At 45.0% G+C, this 16,072-nt stretch carries 15 protein-coding genes; 7 read left to right on the top strand and 8 right to left on the bottom strand.

What is annotated here, in order from left to right:
- Positions 1-72: 72 nt before the first annotated feature.
- Positions 73-1,032: a hypothetical protein gene (locus H6F66_RS10620; RefSeq protein WP_190420950.1), complete on the top strand. Its 960-nt coding sequence runs from the start codon at positions 73-75 to the stop codon at positions 1,030-1,032.
- Between the two features lie 210 nt (positions 1,033-1,242).
- Here H6F66_RS10620 and H6F66_RS10615 read toward each other — a convergent pair whose 3' ends face one another.
- The 4 genes from H6F66_RS10615 to H6F66_RS10600 all read right to left on the bottom strand — a co-directional run bounded on the left by H6F66_RS10615 (position 1,243) and on the right by H6F66_RS10600 (position 5,132).
- On the bottom strand, positions 1,243-2,442 hold the full coding sequence (locus H6F66_RS10615; RefSeq protein ID WP_190420948.1) for a homocysteine biosynthesis protein: 1,200 nt from the start codon (positions 2,440-2,442) through the stop codon (positions 1,243-1,245).
- Between the two features lie 103 nt (positions 2,443-2,545).
- Entirely contained in the window at positions 2,546-3,412 is an 867-nt protein-coding gene (locus H6F66_RS10610) for a DUF4351 domain-containing protein (RefSeq protein WP_190420971.1), read from the bottom strand.
- Positions 3,413-3,482: 70 nt separating this feature from the next.
- Positions 3,483-4,652, bottom strand: coding sequence for an AI-2E family transporter (locus H6F66_RS10605; RefSeq protein WP_190420946.1), 1,170 nt, complete (start codon positions 4,650-4,652; stop codon positions 3,483-3,485).
- Between the two features lie 252 nt (positions 4,653-4,904).
- Positions 4,905-5,132, bottom strand: coding sequence for a hypothetical protein (locus H6F66_RS10600; RefSeq protein WP_190420944.1), 228 nt, complete (start codon positions 5,130-5,132; stop codon positions 4,905-4,907).
- Positions 5,133-5,364: 232 nt separating this feature from the next.
- Here H6F66_RS10600 and ftsH point away from each other — a divergent pair, with 232 nt between their 5' ends.
- Positions 5,365-7,305, top strand: coding sequence for an ATP-dependent zinc metalloprotease FtsH (ftsH, locus tag H6F66_RS10595; protein ID WP_190420941.1), 1,941 nt, complete (start codon positions 5,365-5,367; stop codon positions 7,303-7,305).
- Positions 7,306-7,498: 193 nt separating this feature from the next.
- Here the strand turns inward: ftsH and H6F66_RS10590 are convergent, their stop codons facing one another.
- The 4 genes from H6F66_RS10590 to H6F66_RS10575 all read right to left on the bottom strand — a co-directional run bounded on the left by H6F66_RS10590 (position 7,499) and on the right by H6F66_RS10575 (position 10,199).
- On the bottom strand, positions 7,499-7,849 hold the full coding sequence (locus H6F66_RS10590) for a hypothetical protein (protein ID WP_190420939.1): 351 nt from the start codon (positions 7,847-7,849) through the stop codon (positions 7,499-7,501).
- Positions 7,850-8,247: 398 nt separating this feature from the next.
- Positions 8,248-8,457: a hypothetical protein gene (locus H6F66_RS10585; protein WP_190420937.1), complete on the bottom strand. Its 210-nt coding sequence runs from the start codon at positions 8,455-8,457 to the stop codon at positions 8,248-8,250.
- Positions 8,458-8,551: 94 nt separating this feature from the next.
- A complete protein-coding gene (locus H6F66_RS10580) occupies positions 8,552-9,400 on the bottom strand; it encodes a hypothetical protein (RefSeq protein ID WP_190420935.1) in 849 nt (282 codons plus the stop codon).
- Positions 9,401-9,545: 145 nt separating this feature from the next.
- The gene (locus H6F66_RS10575) at positions 9,546-10,199 is read right to left on the bottom strand and encodes a hypothetical protein (RefSeq protein ID WP_190420933.1); all 654 of its coding nucleotides are present in this window, start codon (positions 10,197-10,199) and stop codon (positions 9,546-9,548) included.
- Positions 10,200-10,649: 450 nt separating this feature from the next.
- On the opposite strand from H6F66_RS10575, the gene H6F66_RS10570 reads away from it, so the two are divergent.
- From H6F66_RS10570 to H6F66_RS10550, 5 genes are all read left to right on the top strand, one after another.
- Positions 10,650-11,762, top strand: coding sequence for an IS630 family transposase (locus H6F66_RS10570; RefSeq protein WP_190420931.1), 1,113 nt, complete (start codon positions 10,650-10,652; stop codon positions 11,760-11,762).
- A gap of 70 nt (positions 11,763-11,832) precedes the next feature.
- Complete coding sequence (locus H6F66_RS10565; RefSeq protein WP_199295211.1) at positions 11,833-12,960, top strand: HAMP domain-containing sensor histidine kinase; 1,128 nt, start codon at positions 11,833-11,835, stop codon at positions 12,958-12,960.
- A 230-nt stretch (positions 12,961-13,190) separates the two neighbouring features.
- Complete coding sequence (locus H6F66_RS10560) at positions 13,191-13,877, top strand: response regulator transcription factor (RefSeq protein WP_190420928.1); 687 nt, start codon at positions 13,191-13,193, stop codon at positions 13,875-13,877.
- 145 nt (positions 13,878-14,022) lie between these two features.
- Positions 14,023-15,096 (top strand): tetraprenyl-beta-curcumene synthase family protein, encoded by a 1,074-nt coding sequence (locus tag H6F66_RS10555; RefSeq protein ID WP_190420926.1) that lies wholly within the window; start codon positions 14,023-14,025, stop codon positions 15,094-15,096.
- 124 nt (positions 15,097-15,220) lie between these two features.
- Positions 15,221-15,979, top strand: coding sequence for an FAD-dependent oxidoreductase (locus tag H6F66_RS10550; RefSeq protein WP_190420924.1), 759 nt, complete (start codon positions 15,221-15,223; stop codon positions 15,977-15,979).
- The last annotated feature ends 93 nt before the right edge of the window (positions 15,980-16,072 follow it).

Here is a 16,072-nt window from a genome sequence, read left to right as displayed (position 1 = left end):
GCATCTCTGCATTCAGTACAATGAGCTGACTGACTCCCCCTAAGGGGATGTGTCTCCGCCGCGAGGAGTAATATGAGTCCTTCTGTGAATCGGTTTTCCGACTTACCTGAGTCTTCTGGTGATCCCAAGCCAGAGCCACCACAAACGCCCAATCCGCTAATACCAGCCGATACAATGCCGAACAGCGATTCGGAAACAACACAAGTGCCTGTCTCTGATGATACTGCCACAAGGCAACAACCAATTCCCCCGCCCAGCGAACCCATGCAGTACCGGGCAATTGGCCTGGTACGGGGTAAATACACCTCCTCCGAAGAGCAATTTACGCGAGGAATGCTTCTGGCATCAGATGGAACAGACATCGATGCCGTGCTACTGGGTCGAGTTATGAGTTTGGTGAAAAATCACCTGAACTTGGAGCAAGAACACCTGTGGGTTGTTTATCCCCGAATGCGACAAGAAGACGGCAACTTGCACGTCCAAATTGTGGGTGTCTGGGAGCCTGAAAGACTGAATCAACCGCCGCCTGAGTCTGAGGCAGAATCAACCGAACTAACCGATGCTCAAACGGATGCTCAAAGCGACGAAAGTGTAGCCAACGATGGTTATTTTTCCATTCGCGGCGAGGTGATTTATCAGTCGCCAGAAGAAGAAGACATCGTCATCAAGATCAAGCAGTCTCCCCGCAAGGACGAGGAAAATCCCAAGTTTTTCAAGTTGAAACTCAAGGGCATTGTCCAAGACAAAGCTGTTGGTCACTTCATGGATGTGCAAGTGCAGCGGCAAGGTAACAACTTGGTGATTCAGGAGAGCAAAGATATTGGTCGTCTTCCTCCCAGGAAGATTCCGGGCAAGAAGCCGTTCCGAGGTGGGGGGGGTCGTCCTCCAGGCAGAAGACCAACAGGCAATCGAGAGCGTCCCATGCGTCCCGCAGGAGACAGACCAGCAGCAGCAGCCCCGCAACCCAAACGCCGGGAACCCCTGCCGAAGCCAGTTAAACGCTCAACACCGCCTCCAGAAAGTAAAAAGTAAAAAGGCAAAAGAACAAACCCTCGTTCCCAGACCCAGTCTGGAAACGATGAAAGGAGGGTGGTTTCATTTATTAAAAGAAAACTCTGTAACGTTGATTTTGGCTGGCGGTAGGGGCATTGCCATGCCCCTACAAAATGTCGCAATTTTCGATATTTTCTTTGATTGTATGAAACCACCCTGAGACTGGGAACGAGAATTAGTCTTTAATGACTATTCCAAGGAAATTTGAGATCCCCATCGGTCTTGGGGTAAAAAAGACCGATCCATCGGAATCTGGGCAACAGGTTCAGTGAGGGTAAATTCCCCAGCCTCAATCCATTGCTTCAACTCCAGCGCCACTTGACGCGAGAGAAACACAGACGCGAGGGGGGCAACCCGCACGGGTTTACCTTCAATGGAGATCCGTCCAGTTTTCAACTGGGCGTAACTCACTAAGCCAAAGGTGGGACGGACGCGCCGGGGAATCGAGAAATCGACAACTGGCGCTACGATGTCTTTGTCTTGGACTGCACAACTAGCGACGACTTGCTCGTGCAACACTGGCAAGGGAACGCCGACACCCAGCATTACAGAAGGGCCGTAATTTTTGAAGTAGCAACCGCGCACCCAGCGGGGGTTCATTTGTTTAGCATCTCCCATCAAGGCAAGGGTGGCTGCTGGGCCGATTGGTGTCCGATTTGGTAAGCGCTTTTGTAAAGGGAAGTGCTGCGTGCCTTCCCAGGAAACGTAACCGATGCCGCCGCCTAAAAAAATCCGGGTGCCGATACCAATCAGTTGCAGGTCGGGATCGTTGAGGAGGGGGGAAATTGCCCCAGCGTTTGAATAGACGGCATTTGCTAGTCGGGGCTGCAAAGGGCCGAGGTAAGTGAAGAGAGGGCGATCGCCTCCATTCACCCCTACAATAAAATTTTGGTATATATTGCGCGGATTAAATAAGTAAAATTGGTTAATCGTGTCGCGGGTGATGGTTGTCTCAAACGACGCTCGCGGATAGCAATCTGTAACTTGTCCGATGGCGCGTAGTTGCACAGGTTTACCAGCAATCAAGTCTTCTATGATATGGCCGCCACCGCGTTCTCTTGATTCTTCCCCATCTGGTGCTTCACCAGTGCTGGCGTATTCCACCATCCCGGTTGCACCCAAATACAGATCCACGGCACCAAATCCCGCGTAGGCTGGTACTCCATCCAACCAACAACGGCGAATTTTCATCGGTGGATCGGTGTGTCCCAAGTTGATGATCGCCCCCGATGACTCCATTGGCTCAAAGGTGCCAGTGGTAATTACATCCACTTCCTTAGCGGCTTGGGTGACTCCCACCTCTGCCACCCGTGCTTTTAATTCTTCTGTTGTCCACACAACAGCCAATTGGCGGCTGATCTTGTCGTTAATTTCGGCGATAGTTCGCATAGGGAAGGTTGAAGGGTGGGATTGCTCATCCTTAGTTTCCTCTATTGCGACGCCCTTTGGGGCGACCCCTTTCAGCGGTTCACGTTATGTGCTGCTGTTGAAATTATGGCTCCTGAGTCGCCAAGTACCTGACTAAATCGCTTTGGCTGGAGAAATTCAACAGCGCCTCCGCCAATTCTTCTAACTGAGGGATAGCTAAACCGCGAATCTGTTCTTGCAGTTGAGGATTAATGTCACCAAACCGTAGTGTTAGTAGCCGCAAAATTAACGCCGCCTCTCCTTGCTGCCTGCCCTCTTCCCTGCCTCGTTGCAGACCTCGTTGCTCACCTCGCATCTCCCCCTTTTGGAGGATGTCTTGATAGATAACAGATTCCTGCATAATTTCCTCTCGCAATAGTTGTTGAATCAAATCTTTTTTAAACCGCAAACCAGCCAGAACCCCTGCACAAGCTAGGATATTCTTTCGCTCAGCGGTTCCCTCGATCGTAGCGACCCCAGCGGCAACTTGCTCTAATAAAGCTCTGGGGGAGTCGCTGCGAGCTAAGGTTGCGAGTGGTAAGAGAGCAGAGTTTGCCAGGAGTGGGGTGGGATCTTCTTCCCACAGACGGATAACGCGATATTGGTGTCTGCTATTCGTGTCTACGTACTGCTGTCTAAAGACGAGTTCTGAGGTGGTGGCTTGCAAGAAAATTACCACCTGCACGATTTCACACCAATATTGTCGCTTGAGCCGCGTGTAGTAATCGAGCATCCGGAAGTCGAGGGGAGGAGTTGATTGCGCCAAGGTTTGAAATTCTAGGTGCAGGATTTGGTTGGCGACTTGCAGGAAGGTGACAGAATCAGCGCGAATCGGTTCTAAACCCAGTTCAGTTTTGATTACCTCAATGTCTAAATCAACATTGAGTAGCCAGTTGGCAAAGTCAGCTGGGTAATTCTCGGCAAGATATTTACAGGTGTTGTCGTATTCCAAGAGTGCAATTTGAGAGAGCAATATTATTCTCTCATTGAGGAGTGGTGATGATAGCGATCGCTATTTATTGCTACTTTTTATGTTTGCCACTCACATCATCAAGATTCGGCTCGTCATGGATGGGTAGATTCGCTTCTGGCAAAACTCCAGTTTCTTGATCAAATTCACCAGCTTCATCGGATAAATCTGTACCCTTGGCATCAAAAACCTCTTTGCGATCGCTACGCCATTGATCGAGAACATCTTTGATTAATACTTCTTTTACCCAAATCTGACCAACGACGGTTAAAGGTAGCGCCAAAAATAACCCCAAAAATCCAAAGAAGGTGGCAAAAAACACTTGAGAAAGTAAAGTTACAGCTGGCAGTAGCGATACCTGCTGAGCCATGACGTAAGGGGTCAAAAAATTACTTTCAATCTGCTGAATGGCAAAGTAAAGACCGAACACAGCGACAGATTTCCAAGGAGCTTCCAACAATGCGATCGCCATTGGTGGGATCACACTAATAGTTGGGCCCAGATTGGGAATCAAGTTCAAAACTCCTGCCAAAATTCCTTGCGCCAACGGTGAAGGTATACGCAGAATTGACAGTCCAACCATACTCATCAGCGCTACTACACTCATACTAATGAGAGCGCCACCAAGCCATCTTCCCAATGCAACTTCGCATTGATCCAAAATTCCATCCACCCGCCGCCGATAAAAAGACGGGAATAACCGCACGAATCCCTTGCGGTAAGCTTGAGGATTTGCTAATAGCATCCCTGTCAAAACTAGCACTAACAAAACCCTGAGGATAACGCCCAAAGAGCTAGAGAAAAACGCGACCGAACCTCCTAATAGCCGATTTAATAAAGGCTGCACTTGTTGGCTGATGCTGTCCACATCCGGTAGATACGGAACTAGCTGGGTAGGAACACGCTCTCTCCAGTAATCAGTCCAATTATTCAGGCGCTCAAATCCTTGAGGAACCCGCTGTGTTAGTTCTTCAAACTGGACTGCAAAAGGCGGCACAATTAGCCAGAAAAATCCTACAATCAGGGCTAGTAACAAAGCAATTGAACACAACACAGCTAAGCCATGTTGCATTCCGGATCGTTGCAGCCGTAGCGATAGCCGATTCAAGGCAGTGGCTAACACAATAGCAGCAAACAATAGCAGTAACAAATCCCGTATTTGCCACAGGATATATAAAGAAACGACTATGGCAAAAAAGCCAATTAGCTGACCTAGTTTCACAAGTTGACGCCTCAAAGCTATCTCAGGCTGTAATTCCCGCTCAATGCAGCTAGATTAGCCGATATCGGCAACTTTCGCCTAGCTTCGCGGGAGGGATGCCAATTTTGGATTGGGGATTGGGAGTTGGGGATTGGGGATTGGGGATTGGGGATTGGGGAAGAGGAAAAAGTCTTACCTAGTCCCTAGTCCCTAGTCCCCAGCCCCTAGTCCCCAGCCCCTAGTCCCTAGTCCCCAGCCCCTAGTCCCCAGCCCCTAGTCCCTAGTCCCCTTATAAAGATATGCCCGCCGCCAGAGGGCAAAAGCCATGATCAGAGGGGGGAGAAAGACGAGTATAAGCGCGATCGCTTGTAATGGATCGTTCCCTAGAAACATCGTTCCTGCTGCTGGAATAGGAATATAGGGCCCAGCATACTTAATCAAAATCGACAGCACAGCTGAGAGAAGTAGCACCTTGAGAACAAATCCAGCCTGAGTTGTCATACAACTTAATATATAAAGACTAAAGTACGGCTATACGGATGCTTGTAGGGGTAGACACCGAACCCAGGCTTACGCATCCTCTTTTTTACAATAGCTAAGAGAGCCTCACCATATTATCAGTCTCGAAGCTCTAAAAGCTTACTCACCCGAAGACAGCAAAAAGCTTTCAGCAAGTAGAAATCTGAAAGCTACTCTTGTTTTCTTGCAAACATTTAAGAGGTTCGTATCTACAATGCCTGTTGAAAATAATAACAAGCGATCGCTTAAACCCTCCCGACCGAGGCAAATTGGCGGCGGATTACTGATTCTGTTCACAATCCTTGTACTGCTAAACTTTATCATTCCTAGCTTTGGGCCTCGGTTGCCGCAGGCTTCCTATAGCGACTTTATCAATCAAGTACAAAGTGGCAAAGTTGACCGTGCGATTGTTGGCAACGATCGGATTGAGTATTCACTCAAAACCGATGCCAATGCAAATGAATCTGCACCGAGTCAAGTATTTGTCACCACGCCAGTAGCACTCGATTTAGATTTGCCGAAAATTCTGCGCGAACATAACGTAGATTTTGCCGCACCTGCACCAAATAATAATGGCTGGATCGGAACACTACTGAGTTGGGTTGTTCCACCGATAATTTTCTTTGGTATCTGGGGTTGGTTGATGAACCGGGGTGGTGGTGCTGGTGGCGCTGCCTTAACGGTAGGAAAAAGTAAAGCGCGAATTTACTCAGAAGGCAGCACTGGCATCAAGTTTAATGACGTTGCTGGTGTCGATGAAGCCAAAATGGAACTGCTAGAAATAGTAGATTTCCTGAAAAACGCGGGTAAGTACACCCGACTGGGAGCGAAAATCCCCAAAGGCGTGCTGCTAGTGGGCCCTCCGGGAACGGGAAAGACACTTTTAGCGAAAGCGATCGCAGGCGAAGCTGGCGTTCCTTTCTTCAGCATCTCTGGTTCCGAATTCATCGAGCTATTCGTCGGCGTAGGTGCTGCACGAGTCCGCGACTTATTTGAACAAGCCAAAAAACAAGCTCCCTGTATCGTCTTCATCGACGAATTAGATGCACTCGGTAAATCTCGCGGCGGTGCCAATGGTTTTGTCGGTGGCAACGACGAGCGCGAACAAACCCTCAACCAGTTGCTCACCGAAATGGATGGTTTTGATGGCAATACTGGCGTGATTATCGTCGCCGCCACAAACCGTCCAGAAGTGCTTGATCCAGCGTTACGCCGCCCCGGACGTTTTGACCGACAAGTGTTGGTAGATCGACCGGATAAGATTGGTAGAGAAGCGATTTTGAACGTCCACGTCAGAGGTATTAAATTAGCTCCTGATGTCGATTTGGTAACAATTGCAGCACGTACTCCCGGCTTTGCTGGTGCCGATCTAGCTAACTTAGCGAATGAAGCTGCACTACTGGCGGCACGTCAGAACCGCGATGCTGTAGTAATGGCAGATTTCAACGAAGCAATTGAGCGGGTTGTTGCTGGTTTAGAGAAGCGATCGCGCGTACTCAATGAAATTGAGAAAAAGACCGTCGCCTATCACGAAGTTGGTCACGCGATCATCGCCGCTATGATGCCAGGAGCAGGTAAAGTGGAGAAAATCTCCATCGTGCCGCGTGGCGTGGGAGCGCTGGGTTACACTCTGCAAATGCCGGAAGAAGACCGCTTCTTGATGGTGGAAGATGAAATTCGCGGTCGCATTGCCACTCTCTTAGGTGGACGCTCATCAGAAGAAATAATCTTTGGTAAAGTGTCCACAGGTGCCAGTGACGACATCCAGAAAGCAACAGATTTGGCAGAACGTGCTGTCACTCTCTACGGCATGAGCGATGAATTAGGGCCAGTTGCTTTTGAGAAAACACAACAACAGTTCATCGAAGGTTACAGCAACCCCCGTCGTGCAATTAGTCCCAAAGTGGCTGAAGAAATCGATCGGGAGGTAAAGGAAACAATTGATGCAGCACACCACATCGCCTTAGCAATTCTGGATAAGAATCGGGACTTGCTGGAAGAAACAGCACAAACCCTGTTACAGAAAGAAGTTCTGGAAGGTTCTGCACTGCGAGAGCAGCTAAAACTTGCTAAGGTTCCAGCCGAAATGGATGAATGGTTGCGTACTGGCAAACTTCCGGAAGGCACGCAGTTGATGCAAACAGTCATTCGTTAGTAGTTAAGACTGACTAATACCAATTCATCCCGCTACACCTTCCCTTCTCTTAGCTCCCCTTTTTAAGGGGAGCTGATATGTAGCTAAAAATCCAAACCTTACTACAAGTATTGTTAAGTAAACCCTATTCAAATTGTATGTACAACAACGATCTTTCCTCCTACCCAGGCTGAGCCTGGAACAGATACGGTGTTTACCCTCGTCGCCTAATCAATTTGTTTGATTCTAACTGTTTTATTCTCTTGTGCAAATCCAACTCGTCACTTTCAGCAGCAATAGTTTCTAAGTTAGCAATCCTTTCTTCTAACTCGTTAACTTTACTAGGTTGCAGTAGGCTATTTTGAGATTTTTTATCAGAAGATTGCCAAACTGCACCTGTGCCAATTGCTGCCCATGAAATTACAGCTATTGGGAGAATTGCTCCATGTCTAGTAACAGATGAAAGCGGAATACAAATTCCCAGCATTACTGTCGCAAACCCCCATACTCTGGAAGTTGCAGCGATTCGGGCATCTCTATTTTTTTCCTGATCTTGATATGCCATCTGTTCCTCCGAAGTTCCCAAAATAGTTGTTAATCTGTCCTATCGGGTTGCTTGCTTGCAGCTTCCTGGCAATCCTGATCATGTTGATTAGCCTAATCCTAAGACAACGCGAACCCATCATCTTTGTAGACTGCCAGATGGCTCTAAAAGTTCGCTTCCTCGGACTGGGCTACGTATAATTAGTTATATTTTTAGAGTCAGCAGCAATGCTATCCCTACTAGCGCGTCTAGCCTAATGTGTTTGGTAAAGCAATGCCTATAATCTTGGAAAATTTTGATTTGGCGAATTTTATCAACCCAGCATTTTAGTCTAGACGTGCTACTATGGCTGCTACACAATATGAGTTAAAGTAGGAAACAACAAGGAATATAGAAAGCACCCCCCTCTTGGGGTAGGCTCAACCCGGAGTAGTTTTCTGGGTTCCTGAGAAGGTTCCGAAGTTTATCATAAATAGTTTTATATGTATTTTCATGTAAGAAAATGCCATGAAGATGGTTAAGCTACCCGGAATGCGCTCAATTTCAACTGGTGTTGTTCCCATGACACCATCCAGTGCCACTTTCTGAGGAGGCTCTGTTGTGTCCTTAATGAAGCGATCGCAAAGCACGAATCGCTCCTTTTACAGAGCCGCTTCACTAAAATCAAGTCCACAAAATGAAGAGGAAAGCAATTTGCTTCCTCTTACATTCTTAGCCCACGGATTAATCTTCTGCTGCTGGGAATACAGAGTTGGTAATGAGTACAGGCTTTTGGCTATATTCCGCCTCCAGCTTTCTTTGCACAGTCAAATCCCAGTTTAAATCGTAATCCCTTTCGATGTCTGCAAAAACAAACGGGCGGAGTACACCAGTTACGACAACCTCCTGACCATCGTTGACGGTTTGGCCTGGGGTTCTGTTTAAGACCAGCAAGTCTTGGGTGCTAGTCAGCTTATCCTCGTCTAGGCTAAACGAAGCTGGACTGATGATGTCTTCGACTTCAGCTTTCACAGCAATAACTTTGCCATAGAAGGCGCTGGGGTTTTTGGTCACTTCACCCGGTTTAGGAGCTAGAGCAATTGATTGGGCAATGATTACTGGTTTGTCTTTGTATTCAACCTCTACCTCTGGTTCTAAGTCCAAGTTGAACTCTCTCTCGACATCAGCAACTACAAACTTTTGAACCTTTCCTGTCACTTGAAGTTCGATGTCATCAGGGAGAACTGTGGGCGCTCCTGAAGCATTAATAACCAGAACTTTGTCATTACCGAAAAGCTCATCATCAGTAATTGTGAAGGAATTGGCACCAACTTTTTCTCCAACTTCACTTCTGACAGTTACGCTTTTGCCAAGGAGTTCGTTTGTTTGGTCAGCAACTTCCTCTGTACTAACGTTGGTCTGAGCTGTAGGGCCACCTGCGTTTGGATCGTTAGTGGTGCAAGCTGGAAGAAGCAGAGCAAGGAACGCCAGTCCAATTGCTGTTCCTTTGGCGTTCGACAATGCTTGAGCAAAGCCGTTACGACGGACAGATGCGTAACTGGCAACCTGGACTTCATTAAATCTATTGTTCATTGAAAAAATCTCCTTAAATTCTCTATTCATTGGTAGTTATTGAGGGAGAACCTGCTCCCTTTGTGCAGTAGTTCTTTTCCTACTGCTTCGATGCGATCGCATCTATTCCAACCGCTATCAACTGCTCACCCAAGCTTCACTTGTGCTAGTTCAAAAAGACTTGACCATCTCTTTGAATTCTCAGTGCGCCCAAGTTATCGTCTAAATTTCTCGATTCATCCAAGGAAATCATTAACATTCCTGCTTGGGAGGTGGATATTGGAGCTACATCCACTAGCCCTTTATCCTGACGAACCGTTGTGATAGTCACTGGGGTTGGCAAGTCTTGCAGGACAATTTCTTCTCCGCCTTGTATAAATCGGCGTTGAGTATGTCCAATTGCCTCATAGGAGATAATCGCGTTGGTGTTATTTTTCAGTTTCACATCTACCTTTCCATTAATAGGTGTGACAACAGCGATTGCATTACTACGAGTCTCTGGTAAAGGCGGCTGAATAACACCCACTGGAGCTGGTGCGGGGGTCAGAGGTTCCATAAAGACCTTCCGGTCTGTGGTAACTGCTCTGTTAGGAATCCCACCTATTTGAACACGCTGTGCAGCAGCATTAGGCGGACATCCCTGGGGAGGTAAGTGTGTCCTATTAAAGGGTTCTTCGTAATAAATACCAGGGCAGGGGTTGACCTTGGAAACCGGCATTGCCGATGCCGCTAAAGGAATTGCTGGTAAACCAATGAGTAAGGTTCCACAGATAGCCCCGACTAACCCAACTGGTTTTTGACTCTTTGAATTGGGTTGCATAAATACCTCCTAAAAGCATCAATTTTGTTCAATAAATGTTTTTCATCCTGAAGAGAGAAGGGAGTAAGCTGAAATAATTAGTCATATTTAAATAATGTCTAGGCACCTACAATTGTAAGTTGCTCAGCTTTGACTACTACTTCAGTTATCCAACAACTTTTGAAAAACAAATTGTTTTTGAGTTCAATAATTTAATCATTATTCATCTCATCGGTAAAATCAAGATATAGTTAGGCGTTTAGCTGGAATTAAATGTATTAATATAATATTTAGAATAAAATAATGTTTAGGCAGTTTAGTTACTATTTATATCTCTAGATATAAATAGTAACTAAACACTTATTTCTTGCCTAAGATAGAATCAAATCTACTTTTATTATGTATCTATTAAGCTGTTAAGCATTTAAATAGGGTATGATTTAAAAGTAAATTTAGTCTAACCAGTGAAAGATGCCAGCGAAAAATTATCTCAATCGAGAGCAAGTAGAGAAACTACAAAAAGCATTAAAGGAGGAGGAAAATGGATATATTCGAGAAAGAATCCTCATGCTGTTGCTGCTTAATGATGGAAAAACGCAAGCTAAAATCGCTGAGTTTTTGGGTTGTTCAATAAATAAAGTGTCTTACTGGTGTATTCATGGAGACCCAGACAATCTAGAAAGTTTAAAAGATAAGAGGATGAGGGGAAACCATAAAAAAGCTACAGATAAATATATAGAAATCCTCTTAGAAACTATAGATAAAGAGCCAGAAGAATTAGGATACGACTTTGGCAGATGGACAGCGCAAAGACTAGCAATATATTTAGAAAGTATAACTGGGATTCAACTAAGCGGGTCGCAGGTTAGGAGGATATTAGAGAGAAAAAAGTACGTCTACCGCTGGGCAAAGTATAGTTTAGAAACAAAAAGAAATCCTGAAAAAAGAAAAGCATTTAAAGAAAAGATAGAGGAATACTTAAAAATAGAGAAAGCAAGCCCAGAACAATTACAGGTATGGTTTTGGGACGAAAGTGGATTTAGTTTAAGAGTTATAAGAAGAAAAAATTGGGGTAAAAAAGGAAGCAGAAAAAAGGTCAGAGGGGATAGGAGGAAAGGAAGAGTTAATGTAATGGGAGGACTGAGGCACTCAGATAAAAAAAGATTCGTAGAGTTTGTAGATAAAGGGAACGCAGAAAATTTTTACCAAGTGCTAATAATTTTTTATAAAGAGCTAATTAATGAATGGGTAGAAGCTGGAAATCAACCTAAAGATTTTGCTAAAAAAGGAGCAAAGATAGTTATCATTCTTGACAATGCAAGTTTTCATAAAAAAGAAGAATACATAAAGAGGATTGAAGCAGAAATGCCAAATATTCATTTAGGATTTCTGCCAGAATACAGCCCAGATTACAATTTAATTGAATTAGTCTGGCATTCGACAAAAGAATACGTTGCTAATCGGCTGTTTAAATCGGTTGAAGAGCTAGAGTATTTATTGCATCAGCTTTTAAATGAAGGGGAGTTGATTATTAAATGGGGACGAAAGATTAAAAACAAGGGTGATGCTCTTACCACAGTTTAAATGCTTAACAGCTTAGTAGTTCAAATTAAATTGGCTTGCAATGTTACAGCGATTAAGAGCAATTTTTAAAATGCCTAGGCTTCAGGAGCAGCACCTCACGAGGGTCTGGCTGATTGTTGGATTATTTGCGATTATTATCGTCTTAGATTTTTTTACTCCACCCCCTTATGCCTTGGGTTTCCTCTATACCGGGCCCATCTTGTTGGCTTCTTCACGCCTAAATCGCTCGGCAACAGTTCAAGCTACGGTGATGGCAACCGGCTTCACCCTTCTGAATCTGTTCATCCCTAAAGCAGAATGGATGAACTCCTCAAACCTGATGAACCGCTTGCTGATGGCGCTGGCACTTATAGTCACAGGTTGGCTGAGCGATCGCAATTTACGTCATGAAGAAGCGCTCGCGCGACACAAAGCGCAGCTACAGGCACAAGAGCAGTTAGCTAGTGCGCGAGAGGATTTCGTGTCAACGTTAACCCACGACCTGAAAACACCGCTCCTCGGAGCAATTGAGACATTGAACTCGTTGCAGCAAGAAAAATATGGTGCAGTAACAGCCGCACAGCAAAAAGTGTTCTCAGCGATCGCTCGGAGCCATGAAAACTCACTTGAGCTAATAGAGACGCTGTTGGATGTCTATCGCAACGATACAGAGGGAGTCAGATTAAAACTGGCACCTGTTGAGTTAGTCGCTATAGCTGAGGAAGCGATCGCCACAGTATCAGAGTTAGCCGCAAAGCGCCGAGTGGAAATTAACCTCACTTTTGGAGAATCCAACGCTCGCGCTCTCTGGGTAAATGGAGATCCACTACAATTACAGCGAGTCTTTAGCAACTTGTTGACGAATGCAATTAACAATTGCACTCGTGGTGGCAAAGTGGAAATTCTTTTAGAATCTGACTTTAACTATCAGGTGGTGAAGATTCTCGATAATGGACGGGGAATAACACCAGATGAACTCCCGCGCTTGTTTGAGCGCTTTTACCAGGGACATAGCGATCGCCAATCTATGGGGTCTGGGCTGGGGTTATACTTAACTCGACAGCTTATCGAAGCCCACGGCGGTACAGTCTGGGGCAAAAATCGTTTCTCCTCAAAAGAGGCTACTTCGCGATCGCAACGCGGTGCTTCGTTTGGATTCAGATTACCTGTGCATCAACGCTCAGAACAATTGTCATCACACTTTGATGAGATTAGTTAACACAGAAGCTTCATGGAAATGACAATAAGCCGCCATATCGGTGCTTCATATTGAGAGTTAGCTAGATCATGCCTAATACATCCGTAACAGCCGGCTCCGGAGTCGGCTGTTGTTTCTTGTGAAGCGAAAGCTTTTTAATGCAAGATTTATAAGGTGATTTGGCATGATTTTGGCACACCCTTTCTAGTTTTGCTTTTGTATGCGGCTTTAGCTGCTTGTGTTTGGTAAAGATGACCTCAAATGCACTACGGATTTTGCTTGTTGAAGATGACGAACTGTTTCGCCTCGGTTTGTCTATGCGGTTGCAACAGGAACCTGGATTTGAAGTTGTCGCTGAGGTTGAAGACGGTGAGACAGCTATAGAATTAGCTCTTCAACAGCCACTCGATATTGTGCTACTTGATGTAGGATTGCCGGGAATTGGTGGTATTGAGACTTGTGAACAACTTAAGCAGCAACGCCCAGAGCTACCCATTCTAGCTTTAACATCTCGTTTCCAAAAACCTCTGATTGCTAAGTTAATTGAAATCGGTGTCAAAGGCTACTGCCTCAAGGGTATTAGGGCAGAACTTTTAATCTTGGCAATCCGTTCTGTAGCAGCGGGAGCTTCCTGGTGGGACGAAGCAGCAACCATAGAGATTCAATCTACTTTTATGCACGCACAACTTGCTTCTACCCCATCAGAGGCTGAAAAATTACCGGAAAATCCACTCACAAGGCGCGAACAGGAAATCTTGGCAATGATTGCAGCCGGACGGAGCAATCAGGAAATTGCCGACCTTCTCTACATTGCCCCTGGTACTGTCAGAGTTCATGTCCATTCCATCTTGAAGAAGTTAGAGGTGCGCGATCGCACTCAAGCCGCCGTCTTAGCCATCCAAAAACAACTTATCTCTCCCGATTTGTTAACAGATTAACAATAGGTAATTAGAAAAAATAATTATCACGCCATTAGGCAGACGCTATCGCATTTACAACCTCTTATAGTGAGTAAAACCCAAAGAGCATAAATACTGCTTCTTAAAGGTATTTATTGACAAGAATAATTTGGAAAATATTCTTATGTCTGAGTTGATGAAAATTCCGACTCGCCCCTGGACGTTGATGTCAGGAATCTACCGTAATGTACTTCCAGCCGTTCATCGCTATTTAGGGGAATGGAAAGAACGAGCCAATCAAATACCCGACCCAGAACTTCGCAAACAAGCATTAATGAGTATCGAGACAAAAACGTTTCACTGTGCAGGAGGTGCCATCTATGGATTGTTAGCTAAAAACCACAGCGATGAAACAATTCGTTTTATTGTTGCTTATCAAACAATTAGCGATTATTTAGATAATTTGTGTGACCGAAGTACCTCACTCGATCCTAAGGATTTTCGCGCTCTTCATGAATCCATCTTTCATGCCTTAACTCCAGAAGCAGAATGCACAAATTATTATCGTTTTCGTAAGGAGCAAGAGGATGGAGGCTATTTAATACAACTGGTTAAAACTTGTCAAACTGTGTTAAGGCAGCTTCCAGCTTATCCAAAAATATCTTCAGCTCTTCATGAATTAGCCAGTTATTATTGCGATTTACAAGTCCATAAGCATGTGCAAGTTGAAGAGCGCATTCCGCGTCTAAAAGCTTGGTTTAAATCGCATCAGGAAAACCTTCCTGAGATGAGCTGGTATGAATTTTCCGCCTGTGCTGGCTCAACCCTTGGAATTTTTTGTCTTATCGCCTATGCTTCCCATGAAGATTGTTCAGAAGAATTAATTCAGAAAGTAAAAAATGGTTATTTTCCCTGGATACAAGGACTACATATTTTACTCGATTACCTTATAGATCAAGAGGAAGATAGCCTCGGCGGCGATCTAAATTTTTGTTCTTACTATAAGAACAAAGATGAAATGACAGAGCGTTTTACACACTTTGTTAATAAGGCTAAAGAAAGTGTTGCTCAATTACCCAATACAAATTTTCATCAGATGATTAATCATGCCTTGTTGGGCATTTATCTAGCAGATGAGAAAGTGGGAAGACAAAAGGAAGTTCAAGGAATCGCCAGACAACTCATCAGTCTGGGTGGTGGCTCGACGTTCTTTTTCTTTTTAAATCGTCTGGTGATGGCTCGTCTTCGCTACTGCTAACTACTTGTGTAGCGATCGCATCGGTTTGAACAGTCAGACCCTAGAATTAGGATGTATTTCTCCCGCACTTTTACCCTCAGCACCAACCTGAAACGCTACATAAAGTCGCAAGAGGCTCATAGTTATGTCCAAAATCGCTGTTATTGGGGCAGGCCCAGCAGGATGCTCAGCAGGATACCATCTTGCTAAAAGCGGGCATCAAGTAACCCTCATCGACAAAGAGGGCTTTCCTAGAGACAAAATCTGCGGAGACGGAGTCAGTCTTCAGTCAGTCCAGGCATTGTCCACAATGGGTATCTATCCGCAGGATATCAAACGCAAGGTGTCTGAATTTACGCCTATCAATGGGCTTGTGCTTGGAGTTTCCAACGGAAATTACCATATGCAGACCACTGAGCTTGAAGGGTATTGCATCCCCAGGTTTGTATTTGACAATCTACTCTATGAACGAGCTATAAACGCAGGGTGTGTGCCAAGTACCCAAAGGATTTCCAACATCGACCGCCACCATCAGGAGCTGTACAACGATTTTGATTTCATCATAGATGCACGCGGAGTCTATGCAGGCGAGGCGAATGCGATCGCTATCAGAGCTTACTGGATAGTCAAGTCAGAAGACTTCCCTCAAGCCTACCTTTCACTGGCTCAAATTTATTTTGACAAGTCTCTTGGAGTTAACGGATACGGTTGGATATTTCCAGTGGATATAAAAGCTGGATTGGTGAAACTCAATGTTGGAGTGGGTATATGGATAGATGAATACAAGAAAATGAACAAAAACATTATTCGGATTTTTGACGAATTCGTTCAGCGCAACGAGCAAATGAAGGAACTATTAAGCAAGATTGTTAGTAAGCATAAACCCAGAAATGTTGAATGTTAAGAAAGACTCGATAAAAATAGCCCGAAATCTGTTATATTTTGGGCTATAAATCTAAGTATATCTGTTGATAATGATTATAAATTCATTTCCGAA

The sequence above is a fragment of the Trichocoleus sp. FACHB-6 genome (assembly GCF_014695815.1).
In the GTDB taxonomy this organism is placed as follows: domain Bacteria; phylum Cyanobacteriota; class Cyanobacteriia; order Cyanobacteriales; family FACHB-T130; genus Funiculus; species Funiculus sociatus.
The sequence above is the reverse complement of the archived record's forward strand: the minus strand, read 5'-3'. Positions and strand labels throughout refer to the sequence as shown.

Bases quoted from the DNA above. Each gene is read 5' to 3' on its own strand.
- H6F66_RS10590 (WP_190420939.1), bottom strand. From the start codon at position 7,849: ATGGCATATCAAGATCAGGAAAAAAATAGAGATGCCCGAATCGCTGCA.
- H6F66_RS10620 (WP_190420950.1), top strand. From the start codon at position 73: ATGAGTCCTTCTGTGAATCGGTTTTCCGACTTACCTGAGTCTTCTGGT.
- H6F66_RS10555 (WP_190420926.1), top strand. From the start codon at position 14,023: ATGTCTGAGTTGATGAAAATTCCGACTCGCCCCTGGACGTTGATGTCA.
- H6F66_RS10565 (WP_199295211.1), top strand. From the start codon at position 11,833: ATGCCTAGGCTTCAGGAGCAGCACCTCACGAGGGTCTGGCTGATTGTT.
- H6F66_RS10600 (WP_190420944.1), bottom strand. From the start codon at position 5,132: ATGACAACTCAGGCTGGATTTGTTCTCAAGGTGCTACTTCTCTCAGCT.
- H6F66_RS10550 (WP_190420924.1), top strand. From the start codon at position 15,221: ATGTCCAAAATCGCTGTTATTGGGGCAGGCCCAGCAGGATGCTCAGCA.
- ftsH (WP_190420941.1), top strand. From the start codon at position 5,365: ATGCCTGTTGAAAATAATAACAAGCGATCGCTTAAACCCTCCCGACCG.
- H6F66_RS10570 (WP_190420931.1), top strand. From the start codon at position 10,650: ATGCCAGCGAAAAATTATCTCAATCGAGAGCAAGTAGAGAAACTACAA.
- H6F66_RS10575 (WP_190420933.1), bottom strand. From the start codon at position 10,199: ATGCAACCCAATTCAAAGAGTCAAAAACCAGTTGGGTTAGTCGGGGCT.
- H6F66_RS10580 (WP_190420935.1), bottom strand. From the start codon at position 9,400: ATGAACAATAGATTTAATGAAGTCCAGGTTGCCAGTTACGCATCTGTC.
- H6F66_RS10615 (WP_190420948.1), bottom strand. From the start codon at position 2,442: ATGCGAACTATCGCCGAAATTAACGACAAGATCAGCCGCCAATTGGCT.
- H6F66_RS10560 (WP_190420928.1), top strand. From the start codon at position 13,191: ATGACCTCAAATGCACTACGGATTTTGCTTGTTGAAGATGACGAACTG.